Below are 14663 nucleotides of genomic sequence, written 5' to 3'. Positions count from 1 at the left end.
CAATCAAAAATACAAGGTATGGATAAGGCAAAGTATAGAAATAAGCTAAAGTTAATCGCGTCGAGCAATTCTTAAAATGGCAAAACCTATTTTTGCGAGCATGTCTCAACACGATAAATTCATGCAACGCTGCCTAGATATAGCCAGCAATGGTTTAGGAACTACCTATCCCAATCCTTTGGTAGGTAGTGTGATTGTTGGTGAAAATGGCGACATTCTTGGAGAAGGTTTTCATTACAAATCAGGTCAACCGCATGCCGAAGTCAACGCGATCAAAGATGCAGAGCAGCGAGGCTGGAACGATTCCGCTTTCGCGAAAGCTACCTTATACGTAAACCTAGAACCATGTTCACATCATGGCAAAACGCCACCATGTGCAGACCTCATCGTGCGCAAAGGATTCAACAAAGTGGTCGTAGGAACACTGGATCCACACAAGAAAGTTGCGGGTCGCGGCGTGCAATTATTACGCGACTCAAACATAGAGGTGATAACAGATGTCCTGGTAGAAGAATGCAACCAATTAAACAAACGATTTTTTACTTACCATAAAAATCACCGTCCATTTATAGTTTTGAAATGGGCACAAACTGCAGACGGTTTCATAGCGCCAGTAAAGCGAGACAAACGTGAGCCAGTCTGGATCACTAATAAGTACTCAAGGCAACTCGTACACAAACTGCGCGCACAGGAACAATCAATTCTTGTAGGTACCAACACCTTAGTTGCAGATAACCCAAGTCTAACCGTTCGCGATTGGAGTGGCATTAATCCTACACGCATCGTACTTGACGCCAAAGGAAATCTTGACGTACATAGCAACATCTATAACAAGGAAGCGCCAACTATTAATATTGATCCTAGCAACGGCTTTGAGAATATTATTAAATCTCTATATGAGCATCAACTTCAATCAGTTATCATAGAAGGTGGTCGCAAGACACTGGATCTATTTATAGAAAACGATTGTTGGGATGAAATCCACCAATTCATGGGTGCCAAAATCTATTTCAAAGAAGGTATTAGTGCACCAATCATTCCCAAAAATGCAATCATGAAATCAAGACAGCTCATTAAAGACGACGTGTATAAAATCTTCTCACGCTCATGATGTGGTTGATTCTTAGCATCGCGACATCTAGTCTGCTGTATGTGATTTTCAAATATTTCAGTGTATTTAAAGTAAATACGCTGCACGCTATTGTGATTAATTATCTAGTTGCTGCGATTACTGGATATTTTATGTATCAAGGCGATACATCAATATCCAGCATTCCTGAGGCTAACTGGCTCGTGTACGCAGCAGGTTTAGGCATTTTATTCTTCAGCATTTTTAATGTCATGGCACTCACGAGTCAAAAAAATGGCCTGTCGGTCGCGGCAGTCGCTAGCAAGATGTCACTGGTGATTCCAGTGGTTTTTGGCATTTGGGTGTACGAGGAATCTTTGGGATTGCTCAAAATCGCAGGAATACTTCTCGCTCTGGTGGCCGTTTACCTGGCTAGCCTCAAGAAAAAGAGCGGCATTGATTTAACCAAAGGTTATCTGGCGTTACCTATCATTCTATTTATAGGTAGTGGCGTGATCGACACCACACTCAAATATGCAGAAAAGAATCATGTTCCTTCTGGCGACGAGCCGTTGTTTAGCGCGACTTGTTTTGCGATTGCCTTTATCGTGGGTACGCTTGTGCTAGTATATGAAGCGTTCAAGGGCAACTATTTGAACGGCCGATCTATTCTCGCTGGAATTGTTTTGGGCGTTCCCAACTATTTCTCGATATTTTTCATCATCCGCGCATTAAAGACTGATATGGAGAGTAGTGTGGTTTTCCCGATTAATCATGTGGGTACCGTTCTTTTTACAGCTGCCCTGGGAATATTGATCTTTAAGGAACGGTTGATTCCTAAGAATTACATAGGTATAGGTGTCGCAGTAGCGGCTATTATTTTGATAGCTTTCGCGAAAGCGTAATTACCCAACAGCAATAAAAAATTATAATCTCTTAAACTTACCATCCAGTAATAGACATGAGTGCAGACAGCTACTTGACGATTACAGAAGCAACGCAAGAAGTTTTGCACAAGGATCGTGGTAGTAAATTCTATGGACACGTATTTCCCTTAAACGATGAGCAAGATGTCCCAGGATTGATAGCGCCCTTACGCAATAAATATCCTAAGGCTGGTCATCATTGCTATGCATGGAAACTAGGCGCTGGCGAGGATCATTACCGATCCAATGACGATGGTGAACCCAATCACAGCGCTGGCGATCCTATATTATCTCAAGTCAATGCCTATGAGGTGAGTGATGTTTTGGTGGTTGTTTCAAGAATTTTTGGTGGGACAAAGTTGGGAGTTGGCGGTTTGATACAGGCCTATCGTGAGGCCGCAAGATTAAGTTTAGAATCCGCAAGATTGATGCGACGATTGATTACCAGCGAGGTGCAGATCGATTTTGAATACGCGCAAATGAGCCAAGTGATGCGCTTTATAGACGCCAATAACTACACCATTAAACAACAAGAACTTACACATACCTGTCGCATGATTATTGCCGTTCCTCAATCGCAACAGGAAGAAGTTGTTGAAGAAGTCAATAAAATGTACCCAATAACAGGCGTGGCAGTTGATTAAGGAGTGAGCCAGTCACCATTCCACGATCCATCGGGCTGTTTTACAAAACGTGCACGGTGATGCAACGGATCTTGCAATTGCAATACTTCAATAAAACTAGTCACAAACTCAAGCGGTTGGAAATAATTGAGCAACCTAGGATTATAGGTCACTTGCGATGGATCGCCAATTGTAGAACCTGGTGCAGTAGCTGTAGTATAATCCTTTAAAGCGTTGGGATTTACTTTATGAAATAATGCTTTGATGTGTTCCTGATCCTCAATCTTCATTAATGTTCCAGAGAGTGAGACTTGCAACTTCTTCCCTTTATGGTAGGCAAGTATACTTGCACTGCTGTTGGTTTCTATGTGTACCACTTTGTTAGATCGAGAATCGGTATAAATGGTTCCTATCAAATCTTGGGTAATTTGTCTAAGAACCACGGTACGCAAAACAGGTGAGTTTTTTGAATCAATGGTAGCGAGAGTGACATATTTATAGGGATGGCCTCTTTTTACCATTCCGGTTCTAAGTTCTGTAACCACTTTATCGAAAAATTCTTGTAAATCTTCTCTCATTTTCTTGTTGCTGTTAATCGTCCCAAGACATTTTTTTACATTTTTCAAGAAAGGATTCTAACGGTTTTCTGGGTCTAAAAGTTTTGGCATCAGTGAACACAAGCGTTAGACTTGCCGTAGCGCAAATCTGGTTACTGTTATTGCTAATTTCATACTCAAACTCTACCCTAGTTGTAGGGATATTCCTAAGGGTAGTTTTAACCTTAATTTGATCACCAAACTTAATCGGATTTTTATACTTTATGTCTATTTGATACACAGGTAAAAGGATGCCATCTTCCTCCATTTTTTGATAGGAAAAACCTAAATTATTCAACCACTCAAGTCTAGCTTGTTCCATGTATATCAAATAGTTAGAATGATGAACTATGCCCATTTGATCTGTTTCTGAATACCTAGGCAGTATATCGATGTACGATGTTTTCATAGAATTTAAGGATTAAAATTAGGTAGTTCGACTTCTATCCTGCATGCAATTAAATTTGTAAAAAATCAAACCCAATTTCGGTTTTTTTTGAGCTTTTTTATACACATATTTGCGTCATCATCGAGAGGGCATTTTTATAGTGTCGTTTTCTATTCTTGATGGTCAAATCTAACCACGAAAAAAAGATTTTATGGCATCGACGGCAGAATCGGTATGGGAAAATTGTCTCACGTTTATAAAGGACAATATAAACCCGCAAGCATATAGAACATGGTTTGCTCCTATTAAAGCCGTTAAGCTTACTGATACCGCTTTAAGTATTCAGGTACCTAGCCGTTTTTTCTATGAATGGTTAGAAGAGCACTACATCAAATTATTAAAGACGGCCCTTACAAAAGAGCTAGGTGAAGGTGCAAAATTGATCTATGCGATTAAAATGGAAAATGCCCTAAAAGGCATGGAACCATTTACCGAAAAGATTCCTAGTAGCAATCGTGCGATCAAAAATTCACAATCAGTAGATGCGCCAGTGCGCAGTAAAAGTCCAGAGCTCAAGAACCCATTTGTGATTCCTGGAATACGTAATGTAAAGATTGAGTCACAACTTAATCCATCGTATAATTTTGATAGCTTTCTAGAAGGTGATTCAAATAGATTAGCTCGTAGCGCAGGTATGGCCGTAGCCAATAAGCCAGGTGGTACTTCTTTTAATCCGTTATTGATATTTGGTGGTGTAGGATTGGGTAAGACACACCTTGCTCATGCCATAGGTGTAGGCATCAAGGAAAACTATCCTGACAAGACAGTCTTATATATAAGTGCAGAGAAATTTACACAGCAGTTTATAGAGTCTGTACGTAAGAATAACAGAAATGATTTTATTCACTTCTATCAGATCGTCGATGTGTTGATCGTGGATGACATACAGTTTTTTGCTGGTAAGGCAGGAACGCAAGACGTCTTCTTCCACATATTCAATCACTTGCATCAAAATGGCAAGCAGGTAATTCTTACTAGCGATAAGAAGCCAGTGGACATGCAAGATATAGAGCAGCGCCTATTGTCACGTTTTAAATGGGGTTTAAGTGCAGAGCTTAACCATCCTGATTATGAAACTCGTGTATCCATCATCAAGAACAAACTATACCGCGACGGTGTAGAAATGGATGAGGACATCATCAACTACCTTGCAGATAACATCAAGACTAACATACGTGAGTTGGAAGGTGCTATCATTTCGTTGATTGCTCACTCTTCTTTTAACCGCAAGGAAATCACGATAGAACTAGCTAAAAAAATAGTTGAGAACTACGTTAAGAATACCAAGCGTGAAATAAGTATTGATCAAATCCAGAAAGTGGTAAGTGATTACTTCCAGATGGATGTGGAGACGTTGCAATCTAAAACTAGAAAGCGTCATATTGTACAAGCAAGACAACTAGCTATGTACTTTTCCAAAAAAATGACCAAAGCTTCACTTGCAAGCATAGGTTCTCAAATAGGAAAACGCGATCACGCTACCGTGTTACACGCTTGTAAAACGGTTGATAATCTTGCCAGTACAGATAAACAATTCAATAAGTACGTAGAAGACCTGCGTAAAAAACTGTCTAACTAGACATGGCTGATAAAACAGGAATCCTAATGGTATGTTTGGGCAACATTTGTCGCTCACCACTCGCCGAAGGATTAATGCGACGCAAACTCAATTTCACCAAGTACACGGTGGACAGCGCTGGTACCAGTGGTGGTCATAAGGGTGAAGCTCCAGATAAAAGATCAATTGACGTTGCACGCAAACATGATATTGATATCTCTAGCCAACGCAGTAGAAAGTTTACCAAAAACGATTTTGAGGATTTTGATCACATTTTTGTGATGGATCAATCCAATTATGACGATGTAGTTGCATTAGCTCATAATGATGAACAAAAGCAGAAGGTGCACAAAATATTAGAGCAGGCTTTTCCTGGTGAAAACCTGGATGTTCCCGATCCTTACTATGGTGGTGAACAAGGCTTTCAAAATGTCTATACCATGCTAGATCGCGCTACCGATGTTATAGCACAGGAGCTAGAAAGCAAATAATTAGCTATTCCTTATTCTCTCAAATTAAGCGGTTACCGACTTCAAGACTGCGATTTTATCAATTTTACCTGTATGGGTCTCGGTAAATTTGTTTGCAAATAAAACCTGTCGTGGTTTCTCGTATTTGTCTAGTTTAGCTTTCGCGAAAGCGTAATCCTGTTCCTGCCCTTCTACAATTAACACAACCTCATTTCCTAAGTCATTGTCGGGTAAACCAGCTATAAAGAAACGCTGGTCGATGATGGCGGACAGTTTGTTTTCTACCACATCAGGATGCACCTTGACGCCACCGGTAATGATGACATCGTCTGCTCTACCTAAAATTTTGAAAGAGTGCTCATCAATAATCTCTACCAGATCATTTGTATGGACAGGATCGCTGGCAAGCTCTGGTGCGTGAACAATTAGACAGCCATCGTCGCTGGCAGCTACCTTGATGTTGGGTAAGGTGGTAAAATGATCTTCCTTGTTAGGGTACAATTCTTTGATACCTACGTGAGTGCACGTCTCGGTCATTCCATAAGTATGATAGGCTCTTGTGTGACGTCCATTCAACGCTTTAATTAATAAATCATCTACTGGGCCACCACCTATGATAGTTTTGCGGCTCTTGTATAGGTAATCGATCGAGTGCTTTGCCTGATATGCTGTCAGAGCGGTGAAATCGTAGCGCTTTTCCACATGTTCCAGCGGCTCACGTTGTGGCTGCACGAGATCTAGATGCCATCCTAGATGTATGGCTCGTACCATCATCATTTTACCAGCGATATAGCTTAATGGTAAACAGCATAACACATCACTTTCAGCAGCAAGATTGAATCGCTCACCTGTGAGTTGTGCACTATTAATCATGTGCTGCTTGTCGAGTCTTGTTTCCTTGGGTGTTCCTGTGGAACCGCTGGTATATACGGTATGAAAGTCAAAATCATCCAGCCAGTTGAGAATAAAATCACCTACTTGTTTTTCCCATAACTCACCTTCTTTTACATAGCTGTAGGCAACGGTCATAAGACCATTGTGGTCAAGCGATTTACCGTTTAATTTAAATGTAGGATGAACCTTTGGTATCATGTAATAATTAGTTTAATTGTTCAAATTCTGGATCTTCAACAGGCTTGTCTAAATGAACTGGCCCTAGCAATCGTTCTTTCCAATTGCTCCATTTATACTTCCAGCTAAATAACAAAATCAATAACGGATAATACATCAATAAAGGTAAAAATGTCGTGAAAGTAGCCTCTGGATCGCTGATGTCAATAAGCAAGGAATCTGTTTGAAAAGCTGTCCAGTCAGCGGTGACTAGCAATGCGATGAAAAGATTATTTGCCGCGTGAAATCCTATGGCCAGCTCCGTTCCTTCATCCATTAGCGTGAATGTTCCAAGTAAGAATCCTGTACCAACATACCAAAACATCACCACGTAGCCCAGTTTTGCTACCTCTGGATTGAAAATATGCATCATTCCAAATATGACTGAAGTCACAATGTAGGGTACAGCTCTGTTTCCTGCCATAAGTCCTAATCCTTGCATCATGTAGGATCTGAAATACAGTTCTTCCCAAGTAGTTTGAATAGGAACCAACGCTACCGCAATGATGACAAGAATCCAGAATTTATCTGGCTGATAATTCCATATGAAAATCTCAGGTTCTAGATAATAGCCAACAGCTGTTAATACTATTGAAACAATTCCTACCACAGCAAATGCAAACCATGCGCGACTCCAGTCAAACTTAGATCGCGAAGTCGTTGCTTCATGCCAATTAAGTTTATGTACATATTTGATCCACAAATACCAAACGATGGTACCTATTACAAAGGTCAACATAAGTAGAAACAATGTAGTGTTAGGAGAGAATACTTGCATCATACTGCTTTCATCTAACATCATAGAGTTTCCTCCATCTTGAATAGTTTTCACAATCAAGGCTAAAACAAAAGGAAAGGCACCAAAAACTTGGCAGCCTACAAATATGGCTATAAAACCAAGTATCCAGCGCCATGACTCATTTTGCGCATTTGCCGCTCTTTTTATGAACATCTATCTTTTTTAAAAGGTTAGTAGCCCATTCCTTACTCGTGTTACAAGTAAGAGATCCGTTTATGATCTCTAATGGAGCATCAATATTATTGACAAACAAACCACCAGTTCCCAGTCCTTGTGGCCGCTTGACACCCAGCGTATAGGTAAATTGCGCAATGGCATTTAGGCCTACATTAGATTCTAGTGCGCTGGTGATCCACCAACCTATGTTTTTCTCTGTAGCAAGATTGATCCATTGTCTGGAACTCATAAATCCGCCAACTAGTGCTGGTTTCAAGATGATGTATTGAGGTTTGATCGTCTCAAGGCAATTTTCCATTTTATCCATGTAGTTAATTCCTATGAGCTCCTCGTCGAGCGCAATATCAACTGGAGTCTGCTCGCAAAGCCTAGCCATCTCCTGCCATTGACCTTGTTTAATGGGTTGCTCGATACTATGAATGTCGTAAGCTGCAAGTTGTTCCAGTTTCTCAAGCGCCTCGTCTGGTTGGAACGCGCCGTTAGCATCTACTCTAATCGTGACTTCATTCTTGCTAAATCTTGACCTGATGGATTTGAGCAGTTTCATTTCTGCTTCAAAATCAATGGCTCCTATCTTCATTTTTATACAATCAAATCCAGCCGCTAGTTTATCCTCAAGCTGTTGTTGCATGAATTGCTCATCGCCCATCCAGACCAGTCCATTAATAGGGATAAAATCCTCACCTTGCGTGAATGGCGACGGGAATAATTCATATGGTGTGGCAGATTGCAAAGATTTCATCGCCATCTCATACCCAAAGCGTATCGACGGCCATTCAACTAATTCATCGAGCATCTCGCTAGGTTTCATCCCGATATTATCGCAGGTCCATTGTAGCTTTTGCTTATAATCTGGACGGTCATCGTATGACAAACCTTTAAAAAGATTACACTCACCTATTCCTTTCTCGTCACCGTTATCAATGACAAGAAAGTAGGTGTCTTTCGTTTTTAAGACGCCGCGAGAGGTTCCTGCAGGTTGCTTAAATTCCAAATTGTATTTGTGAAAAGTTGCCTTCATGACCAGCAAGATAACTGCTGTGACTGCCGCGAGATGTTAGAATAATGGCAAATTGTATGCAACTAGCCCTTTTTCTTTACCGTCCATTCAAACCTGAACTTACTCACTTGTACGCCATCTTGATTGACCCCAGTAGCTTCCATCCATACGGTTTGACCATCGCCAGTAGCAACAGTTGCTTCTATCGCCTCTTTTATAGCTAATCCATCGTCACATGTAAAAGTGATGCGACCGGTAGCTTTTTTAGTAAATGTCGCCTCATTGTTTGCCACGAGCATCGATACACGAGCATTTGATTCCTTGATGTAAGACATTACTAATGCGCCTGTGGAAAGCTCCGCAGCCATTGCTTGCACGGCAAAGTACATACTATTAAAAGGGTTTTGATTGAACCAGCGGTGCTTAACGCTTACCTCGCAAGCTTTCTCACTAATACGGATAGCTCGTACACCAGACCACCAACAACTAGGTAATTTAAAAAAGGTAAACGTATTGATCTTAGAGGCTGAAATCATGATGGTAATTTGTATTAAGCACGAAGATACGTGAACACATCTTTAATCTATTTATAGCATTTGGAGATTGACTTATTACTTCGAATTGTAGTCAAAATCTCTCATATCTGGATAATACTAAAAAATCGTTAGAAGAAAGTATAACTTTTTTCATGGGCTCATTTCTTGTTAAAAGGCTTGCTATTGTTACGCTTTCGCGAAAGCGTACTCCTCAAAATCAAACTTCTTTTCAAAAATATATGGTACTTTGTATTGCATAATACTATCTTTTAGACATATATTTGCATAAGAAAATAATAGGTCATGGAAAATTTACCATCTTCAAATCATCTTAATATCGCCGCTGGGATCCATTTGCTCACTTTTGGCAAATGGCTCATACCACTTGGGAATTTTATACTACCCATTCTCTTATGGATGATTCATTCTAAAAAATCATCCTTTATTGATACGCATGGAAAACAGGCGATCAACTTCCAGTTGAGCATTACCTTATACACAGTCATCCTCGCTTTCATAGGTGGTGGCGTGATTATAGGAAGCATGATTTCTGGCGGTCCTACTCTATGGGAACACATGGACGGTAATGATTTTCCTTTTGCACAGGATTTAGGAACCTTCTCAACTATTGTAGCTAGCGGTATCATTGCGGGAACGATCATTTTTGCACTTGCTGTTGTGGATTTGTTCTGTACAGTTAAAGCAGCTATTAGAGCTCATGAGGGCGAGATTTACCGCTATCCATTAACGATCAATTTCTTGAGAGAAGACACCGCTCAGGAAGATTATAAAAACATATAAGATGAAGATAGAAAACACAAAAGCGCAAATGCGCAAAGGCGTGCTCGAGTACTGCATCCTATCCATCCTCAAGGAAGAAGATGCTTATGTGGCAGAGATTCTAGAGAAGCTCAAAGACGCTAAGTTGCTGGTCGTAGAAGGTACCATATACCCATTGCTTACCAGACTTAAAAATGCTGGACTACTAGGTTACAGGTGGGAAGAAAGTACCAGCGGACCGCCTAGAAAATATTACGGCCTCACCGAGACTGGACGTATTTTTTTGACAGAATTGTCTGGAACCTGGGAAGACCTAAAGAACGCAGTAAACATTGTTACCACACCTAAAACCAAAAAATCATGAACAAGACCATCAACATAAACCTCGCTGGGTTGTTCTTCCATATTGATGAAGATGCCTACTTGAGATTACAGCGATATCTCGCTGCCGTACGCAAATCCTTTGCAGGATCTACTGGAAGCGATGAGATCATGAGCGACATAGAATCGAGAATTGCAGAGCTTTTTCTCGAACGTAGAGCAAACGATCAACAGGTCATTAGCGCGTCACATGTAGAAGAAGTGATCACCATCATGGGTCAACCTGAAGATTATGAGGTTGACGAGGAAATCTTTGACGAGCCTAAAAATCGATCAAGAAAATCGTACAGCGGCGCAAACAAGCAATTGTTTAGAGATACCCAAAATGGATACATAGGTGGCGTTAGTGCTGGTTTGAGTTACTATCTGGGTATTGAGATGATATGGGTGCGTGTACTCATGGTTCTACTCGCCTTTTTGACTGCCGGTTATTCAATTTTAGGATATATAGTATTGTGGATTTTTGTGCCAGACGCGGTAACTACAAACCAACGTCTTACCATGATGGGTAAGGAAGTTAATATCTCCAATATAGAAGAGAACTTCAAAGCGGGTTTTGAGCCCGTGGCTGATGGGCAGACCGACGCCAGCCACAGCAATGTAGTAGGTCAAAGAGGAAAGCGAGGTACGGTTAAGTTCTTCAGCTTTTTGGGTAGGTTGATCAAGGGTATTGCCATCGCTTTTGTCAAGATTTTAGGTCTTATCCTATTCCTTGCTGGGTCAATTGCTCTAGTTGCTCTTGTTGTATCTACCATTACTGCCAGTGCTGTGAACGTTGATGGCAACAGCTTATTGAGATTTTTTAATGTAGTGATACCTGCGGAGCAGGCAAGCTGGTGGTTTGTACTTGCCATCATCCTTGCGGCTGGAATACCATTGTTCCTACTCGCTATTTTGGGACTTAAAATGCTCGTGAGTAGACTAAAATCTATAGGTGGCAAAACCTATTTGTCACTCACTGGCGTCTGGATTATAGCGGTTATTGTACTCAGTGTTATGGTAGGTCAATTAGCTGCTAGCACTGCGACAAGCGCGACCGTGCAACGAGTTGACACGGCAAATATTGACGATAACATCGTTTTTGAAATGGCGTTGGAGACTAGTAACGATCGCACAATGAATCTCAATAATAATGAGATAGGCTTTGAAGTGAGCGAGCAAGACGGCATCAATTACTTAAAGGTTTATGATGTTCGGGTCGCTGTAGGCACCACTACTGATAGTCTTGCGAGCGTCGAGATGATTTATGAAGCCTATGGATCTAGTTTTGATGAGGCACGCAACAAGGCAGATTTGATTAAATACAATTATGAATTGACAGATTCGACCTTTACGGGTGCTGATTATGTATTGGTTCAAGAAGGTTCTGGAATACCTAAACACAATCTTCAAATGACGATTTATTTACCAGAAGGCACAAAGGCTCGATTCAATAGAAGATTTGGGCAACGTTATCGATCAAACATGAATCGTGACGCCATCACGCTGGGAAATAACATTGACTACACGTATCAAATCAAGAATGGAAAAGCTGTTTGCGTTGATTGTCCCGTTGAAGAAACACAGGCAAAAGAAACCACAGATGAACCTACTACCGAAAACGCCAATTGGAAATACGACGGCAACGACGGTGTAGAAAAAAACAACCAACCATGATCGCACTTATTTTTTACATATTGCATTGTATTTGCTGTTAAATAGCGCAATACCTTAAGAACCGTTTCACGTTTGTGGAGCGGTTTTTGGTTACTTTTACCTTAAAATAATTACATGAAAAAGATAGTTGTTGTGATGTTGTTGTTGAGTTTCGCTTTCGCGAAAGCGCAAGACCGCACAAAAATCAAAGGAAATAAAGAAGTTACTAAACGCATCATAGATGTGGACATGTTTGAGTCCATAGAAATAGGTGGCGATTATGAAATTGCCATTGCTCAAGGAACGAGTCCGCAAGTGGAGATCATTACAGATTCTAACATACAGCCGTTCATTAACATTCTAGTGCAAAACGGTAACCTTACCATCAATCAAACGGCAGAGATACGTCGTAGCAAGGAATTGAAGATCAACATTATTTATACAGAAGAGTTTACAACTATTAATGTCAAAGACGATGCGCAGTTGAGTTCGTTAACCGATCTACGTATGGATAATCTGCAGGTGAACCTTAAGGATGACGCACGAGTCTATCTCACTGGTCAGGTGGACGAGCTTGTCTTTAATGGTAGCGCAGACTCTAGAGCAGAATGTAATCTGTCTGGTTCTAGTGCACAGATCAACTTATCTGGTTCTAGTAATCTTAAAGCCTTGACTATGTATGATCGTGTTGACTTTATGTTGACTGACCGCGCAGAGAGTCGAATGGAAGGCGATCTAGACAATAGTACGATGGTGCTTGAGGGCAGATCAAAAATGGAAGGAAAGAATTTAGAAGTTAAAGATCTTAAACTAAAAATTACTAGAAATGCCGATGCGCAAGTGAATGCTAAAGACAATCTAGAATTGAGAGCTAGCGGCGATGCAAAAGTGGAACTTTACAACAATCCAAAAATCGGGATGGCAGAGTTCACTGGCAAAGCCATGTTGATGAAAAAGTAAAACATCCTTATTAAATCATATCTATCCTTATCACGGCAACGTGGTAAGGATTTTTATTTATGCGTATTTTGCCGCCTTTTATAATACTTTTAAATGAGAATCATATTTCTACTATTGTCCGTTCTAGCCTCGCAAGTGCTATGTGCGCAGGAAGCCAGTAAATTAGAAATCACAAAAAGCAAAGTTTTTGATGACAAATCAAAAGCAGAAAGCATACTCGCCATACATTCTGCTGCAAACGGCAATGTCGTGACCGTGCGCGGGTCAAAGCGCAAATATCATGTCCACTTTTACGATGAAAATTTTAGTGAGCTTAACCATCAAATTGTCGATAGAGAACGCAAGCAAAAATTTATCGGTGCGATAAAAACCGATGATTTGTTGAGATTCTTTACGGTTTACTCGCCCAAAAAAGATGAGCGAATCGTGTATTCTCACACGATCGATATGGCGAGTAAAAACGTTACTACAAGAACACTTTTTGAGCAAGAAGTTGAGAAAAAACAAAGTCTGTTTGGTTCTCGTCGCAATCATCGCACTAACTTTTCAGTAACGCCAGATGGCGCTCACTTTGCCATTGCCACTGATAACAACCGTAAGAATAAGAACTCTCATACCATACGTGTTTTTGAGGCAGCCAGTAGCAAGCTGGTGTATCAAAAATCATATCAGGAAGGAGAAGAAATCCTTTATGAACATAATGATCTTTTCATCGATGATGACCTGAATGTTTACTCTTTGGGTAAGCTATTTGAAAACGGCTCAAGAAAAAAGAATAAAGATGGTGACGCTAACTATGAGATCGTGCTTAATAAAATCGCGGCTGATCTTAATGAAACCCTCAAGATTGATTTAGGTCAGGATATGTTGATCCAGTCGCTGGGCTTCTCAAGTGTTGATGGCCAATTCAATCTAGTCGGTTTATACTCAGAAAATCAAGAGCGTTGGGTAAAAGGCGGTTGTGTATTTAGTATAGATAAAGATGCCCTTAAAGTGATTTCTAGAAAAAGTCAAGTATTACCTAAACAGGTTTATGAAGATCTTTATGGCGAGGCAAGAGCCGACAGGAAAAACAAAAAGAAGAAAGAACTGGGAAATTTTGACATTGATTATATACTTACTGACACGGCTGGAAATGCCTATCTCATTGCCGAGGAATTTTATCTTTCCACCACGTATGTTGCAAATGGCATGAATGGAGGTTTCACGAGAACCACGCCCAACTATGATGACATCTTGATATTGAAATTTGATCCTACAGGCAAACTGGAATGGGGTCGCAGCATATTTAAAAGATCACAAAGCCCTTCTTATAATGCTTTTATAATCGACGATCAGTTACACGTTCTTTTAAATTCTGGCAAAAACCTTACAGAAAAAAATGACGGAAGAACAAAGCTATCAAAAGGCTGGTTTGAAACCACTGCGTTATATGATATAGACTTCGAAAGTGATGGCGAGCCGTCCTATAATAAAATACAGGATAATGCAGGAAATCATTTTTACCGACCATACTATGGCTCATTTGATTATCAAAGGTTTGTTATGATAAGTGATGGTGGTACAAAAAAAACATTTCTGACTTTGGAGTAAAA

Annotated in this window: 16 protein-coding genes; 10 read left to right on the top strand and 6 right to left on the bottom strand. The window is 40.4% G+C overall.

The annotated features are described in order from the left end of the window. Nucleotides 1-76 precede the first annotated feature (76 nt). Genes ribD through EJ995_RS07080 form a run of 3 tightly spaced genes read left to right on the top strand, consistent with a single transcriptional unit; the run spans nt 77 to nt 2639 of the window. Nucleotides 77-1111 carry a bifunctional diaminohydroxyphosphoribosylaminopyrimidine deaminase/5-amino-6-(5-phosphoribosylamino)uracil reductase RibD gene (gene ribD, locus EJ995_RS07090; RefSeq protein WP_241234607.1) on the top strand — a complete coding sequence of 345 codons (1035 nt, stop codon included), beginning with the start codon at nt 77-79 and terminating at the stop codon, nt 1109-1111. Further along, a complete protein-coding gene (locus EJ995_RS07085) occupies nt 1108-1974 on the top strand; it encodes an EamA family transporter (RefSeq protein ID WP_126447022.1) in 867 nt (288 codons plus the stop codon). Before ribD ends, EJ995_RS07085 begins: the two co-directional genes overlap by 4 nt. A 56-nt stretch (nt 1975-2030) precedes the next feature. Beyond that, nucleotides 2031-2639: an IMPACT family protein gene (locus tag EJ995_RS07080; RefSeq protein ID WP_126447020.1), complete on the top strand. Its 609-nt coding sequence runs from the start codon at nt 2031-2033 to the stop codon at nt 2637-2639. Here the strand turns inward: EJ995_RS07080 and EJ995_RS07075 are convergent. Further along, nucleotides 2636-3196, bottom strand: coding sequence for a pyridoxamine 5'-phosphate oxidase family protein (locus EJ995_RS07075; RefSeq protein WP_126447018.1), 561 nt, complete (start codon nt 3194-3196; stop codon nt 2636-2638). The genes EJ995_RS07080 and EJ995_RS07075 overlap by 4 nt on opposite strands. A 13-nt stretch (nt 3197-3209) precedes the next feature. Next, on the bottom strand, nt 3210-3536 hold the full coding sequence (locus tag EJ995_RS07070) for an acyl-CoA thioesterase (RefSeq protein WP_241234606.1): 327 nt from the start codon (nt 3534-3536) through the stop codon (nt 3210-3212). 277 nt (nt 3537-3813) lie between these two features. Here EJ995_RS07070 and dnaA point away from each other — a divergent pair, with 277 nt between their 5' ends. Further along, nucleotides 3814-5241 (top strand): chromosomal replication initiator protein DnaA, encoded by a 1428-nt coding sequence (gene dnaA, locus EJ995_RS07065; RefSeq protein WP_126447014.1) that lies wholly within the window; start codon nt 3814-3816, stop codon nt 5239-5241. Nucleotides 5242-5243: 2 nt separating this feature from the next. Continuing rightward, nucleotides 5244-5711, top strand: a complete 468-nt coding sequence (locus EJ995_RS07060) for a low molecular weight protein-tyrosine-phosphatase (protein ID WP_241234605.1) — start codon at nt 5244-5246, stop codon at nt 5709-5711. Nucleotides 5712-5735: 24 nt separating this feature from the next. Here the strand turns inward: EJ995_RS07060 and EJ995_RS07055 are convergent, their stop codons facing one another. The 4 genes from EJ995_RS07055 to EJ995_RS07040 all read right to left on the bottom strand — a co-directional run bounded on the left by EJ995_RS07055 (nt 5736) and on the right by EJ995_RS07040 (nt 9312). After that, on the bottom strand, nt 5736-6782 hold the full coding sequence (locus tag EJ995_RS07055; RefSeq protein WP_126447012.1) for an AMP-binding protein: 1047 nt from the start codon (nt 6780-6782) through the stop codon (nt 5736-5738). A 7-nt stretch (nt 6783-6789) separates the two neighbouring features. Next, nucleotides 6790-7752 carry a CPBP family intramembrane glutamic endopeptidase gene (locus EJ995_RS07050; protein ID WP_126447010.1) on the bottom strand — a complete coding sequence of 321 codons (963 nt, stop codon included), beginning with the start codon at nt 7750-7752 and terminating at the stop codon, nt 6790-6792. Beyond that, nucleotides 7718-8797 carry an o-succinylbenzoate synthase gene (locus tag EJ995_RS07045; protein WP_126447008.1) on the bottom strand — a complete coding sequence of 360 codons (1080 nt, stop codon included), beginning with the start codon at nt 8795-8797 and terminating at the stop codon, nt 7718-7720. Before EJ995_RS07045 ends, EJ995_RS07050 begins: the two co-directional genes overlap by 35 nt. A gap of 62 nt (nt 8798-8859) precedes the next feature. Next, on the bottom strand, nt 8860-9312 hold the full coding sequence (locus EJ995_RS07040; protein WP_126447006.1) for a PaaI family thioesterase: 453 nt from the start codon (nt 9310-9312) through the stop codon (nt 8860-8862). Between the two features lie 303 nt (nt 9313-9615). Between EJ995_RS07040 and EJ995_RS07035 the strand changes: the two genes are divergently transcribed. The 5 genes from EJ995_RS07035 (at nt 9616) to EJ995_RS07015 (ending at nt 14661) form a co-directional block, all read left to right on the top strand. Then, on the top strand, nt 9616-10113 hold the full coding sequence (locus tag EJ995_RS07035) for a DUF4870 domain-containing protein (RefSeq protein WP_126447003.1): 498 nt from the start codon (nt 9616-9618) through the stop codon (nt 10111-10113). Nucleotide 10114: 1 nt separating this feature from the next. Next, nucleotides 10115-10456, top strand: coding sequence for a PadR family transcriptional regulator (locus tag EJ995_RS07030; RefSeq protein WP_126447001.1), 342 nt, complete (start codon nt 10115-10117; stop codon nt 10454-10456). Further along, complete coding sequence (locus EJ995_RS07025) at nt 10453-12129, top strand: PspC domain-containing protein (protein WP_126446999.1); 1677 nt, start codon at nt 10453-10455, stop codon at nt 12127-12129. The genes EJ995_RS07030 and EJ995_RS07025 overlap by 4 nt, the downstream gene beginning before the upstream one ends. Before the next feature lie 114 nt (nt 12130-12243). Further along, on the top strand, nt 12244-13068 hold the full coding sequence (locus EJ995_RS07020) for a GIN domain-containing protein (protein ID WP_126446997.1): 825 nt from the start codon (nt 12244-12246) through the stop codon (nt 13066-13068). A 93-nt stretch (nt 13069-13161) separates the two neighbouring features. Continuing rightward, nucleotides 13162-14661 (top strand): hypothetical protein, encoded by a 1500-nt coding sequence (locus EJ995_RS07015; RefSeq protein ID WP_126446995.1) that lies wholly within the window; start codon nt 13162-13164, stop codon nt 14659-14661. Nucleotides 14662-14663 lie beyond the last annotated feature (2 nt).

The sequence above is a fragment of the Nonlabens ponticola genome (assembly GCF_003966335.1).
In the GTDB taxonomy this organism is placed as follows: domain Bacteria; phylum Bacteroidota; class Bacteroidia; order Flavobacteriales; family Flavobacteriaceae; genus Nonlabens; species Nonlabens ponticola.
This window is presented reverse-complemented; position numbering and strand designations above follow the sequence as displayed.